General features: G+C 47.5%; 2 protein-coding genes. Both read right to left on the minus strand.

The window, feature by feature from the left end:
• On the minus strand, positions 1-394 hold a 394-nt coding region (locus ACJROR_RS11865), incomplete at its 3' end, for a hypothetical protein (RefSeq protein ID WP_406547210.1).
• Positions 395-860: 466 nt separating this feature from the next.
• A complete protein-coding gene (locus ACJROR_RS11870) occupies positions 861-2639 on the minus strand; it encodes an AAA family ATPase (RefSeq protein ID WP_406547211.1) in 1779 nt (592 codons plus the stop codon).
• Between the last annotated feature and the right edge of the window lie 159 nt (positions 2640-2798).

Here is a 2798-nt window from a genome sequence, read left to right on the forward strand (position 1 = left end):
CGGATACCGGCGTATCTCCTGCGGGGGCACCGCCGTTTTCAATACTGGCTAAAATGCCGGCAATGCGTTCCTGATCCACCTCAAAACGGGCCTGGATTTTTACATTGCCCTTGTCATCGGAGGCGCTGGAAACGACCTCGCTCTTAGTGATGAGGCTGTCAGTGTTTTGGAGCACCTGACTGCGCACCTCGGAGGCATGCTGCTTTACAAAATCCTTGTCTTTGATATCCAGCATGACGTTCCGCACGGCCTGAAGGGAGGCCTTTTTCATGGCGGTGTCCTGATCCTTGCCGGTGGCGTCAATGTCAACGGTGACCGCCATGGCTCCGGCGGAAAGCATGGCTGACATGAGAATGCTTAAAGCGCTTCTTTTGAATTTGAACATGTGGAACATAGTTGCTACCTGAAATAATGCTATATGAAATAGTGTTACCTGAAATGATAATAGCGCTGTCTGATCTCATTCGGCAGCGCTGCCGGTTATTGTTAAGCTGCTGTTTTTCCTTCCGGATACTGACATCTTAGATCCTTTCAGACGGGATGCCGCTTCAGAACCGGGAAGGGACTATTCTGTCTGTTCCGGCTGTTTTGCCTGCGGCGCATCCGTAAGGATCACGCCGGATCTGCCGGGAGTGTCCCGATTTCCTGAGCCGGACAGAGAGCAGACAGACATGAATCAGCCTGCGGGCTTTCGCAAGTATACCGTACCATGACTTAAGGAGGATGATTAATCTTGTGACGGGCACTTAAGATATGCATAAAATCACGCATTTTTGCGATACTGAGCTGAGAGCTCCGGTGCCGGATTCCCGGGAGAGCTTCGGGGAGGACAGAAATCGTTCCGGATCCCGTTTTTCAGGCTAGGCTTTGATTACCCGGCACCCTTTTTTAACGAAGGCTATGCCATACTTAAGCACTTCAGGATAGTCTTTCTTTAAATCCTGATCATAACGGTTGATTTCAATTTGCTTCAGAGCTTCCCGGCAAACCTTCTCTGTCTCCAAAGGGGTATCCCTGTCGCATTTCTTGAACTCCAGAATCACAGCTTTCCCGGTTTTGCTGTTTTTAATAATGATGTCAGAAAACCCGTTGCCGCTTTCCCGGTTTGATTCCATGGACATGCGATTTGTTATTGTCATAGACAGAATTCCCAGCATAAAGCCGTGATAAAAGTACTCATATCCGGTGTCTCTGATGCTGATAAAGCTCACCAGCATGTCCTCAATGATATCAGAGGCTTTATCCGCTTCCCCGGCAAAAAAAGCCGCCATGATTTTGCAGGCTTTGTCCAGCCATTCCGGATTGCTTTCACTGAACAGCGTTTTTGCTTTTTCTGAAAAGCACTCCAGAACCTCTTTATTCGGAATTTTCACCACTGCTCTGTATTTTTCCGAGGGGACTGCATCCTTAGCCACCGTAAGATACCCGGTATGCAGCATCAGAGTGGCAAAGGCATCAAAATCTGTATCCGAGGTAATGGCCGGATAGGTGGTGAATTCCCGGAGGGCAATTTCTTCTGTTTTGCCTTCCAGAAGATGCTGAAAACGCTCAATATCCTTTGGCCGGGGATGCTTCATGCAGATTTCGATAATGTCGTTGCCGCTGGAATTGGCCCAGTAGTTTTCCGGCTGGAATACGGCCGGATTGTGTTCAGTATCCAGAGCGCGGGACAGGAATTTAAGAACGCTCCAGGGGCACAGCATGCTGTGTCCGGCAAAATTATAGCCGTCATACCATTCGAGAACATTACGGAGGCGGTTTTCCATGCCGCACTGACTGAGAAGCTTTATGGCTTCATCTTTGGCGAGCCCGATGAATCTGGAATAGGAAGCATCATTAATGCCAAATTCGTCAAAATTGTTGATGTCTGTGAAGATGCTCTGATGGGCGATGCGGAGACAGCCGGTAACATAGCCCATTTCCATGCTGTCGTCTGATTTAAGGGAGCTCCCCAGCATTTCCTTGATTACGTCCAGCATGTCATCGTAATAGCCATTCACCTTGGCTTTCTGCAGGGGAACATCGTATTCATCGATGATTATCACGGTCTTGCATTTGCATTCCTTTGAGAGCATTTCGCTGAGGAAGAAAACAGAACTTGACGCCAGTCTCACAGCCTTGGTCATTACGGTTTTTTTAGTCAGGTCTCTGTTGCCGTCCAGAAAAAAATCAATTCTGCTGGCCAGTGATTTCTTTGCCGCCTTAGATTGTATGTTGCTGGAAAGAAGAAAATTAAATTTTTCAAAAAGAGGACCCAGCACCATATCCAGAAGCCTGTTCATGGCTCCGGCGAAATCTTTCCCCTGGACGGATTTCAGGGAAATACTGATAACCGGGAAGCGTCCCATGTATTCATCACAGAAGGCTTTGTTCTTATAGATGGCCAGATCCTTAAAGAGCCTTTCAGGCCGGCTTCTGTCCTCCGGATGCTGGTAATTCATTTCCAAAAAGGAGGCCAGCATGCTCATGGAAAGAGTTTTTCCGAATCTCCGGGGCCTCAGGAGCAATGTAACCTTGGAACGCTGTACCAGGTCTTCAAGATAGGAGGTTTTGTCAATATACACCAGTTTTTTGGTTCTGAGTTCCTCAAAGTTTTCAATACCGACTGCAAAATTCCGGTATGTCAGTGATTCAGTCATATCCTGTTCCTTAAAAGCATAAACTTTATGACAACAAATGATGTTCTTTGCGCGATTCAAGACGAACCGGGAAGAGATAAGCATCTGGAGTGATTTTACCCGGCGAATCCGTTATTTGTTCTGCCTCTCCGTATTCAGGAAGTTTAGCACATATGTTCC

Source organism: Succinimonas sp., from assembly GCF_045225735.1.
Lineage (GTDB): Bacteria > Pseudomonadota > Gammaproteobacteria > Enterobacterales > Succinivibrionaceae > Succinimonas.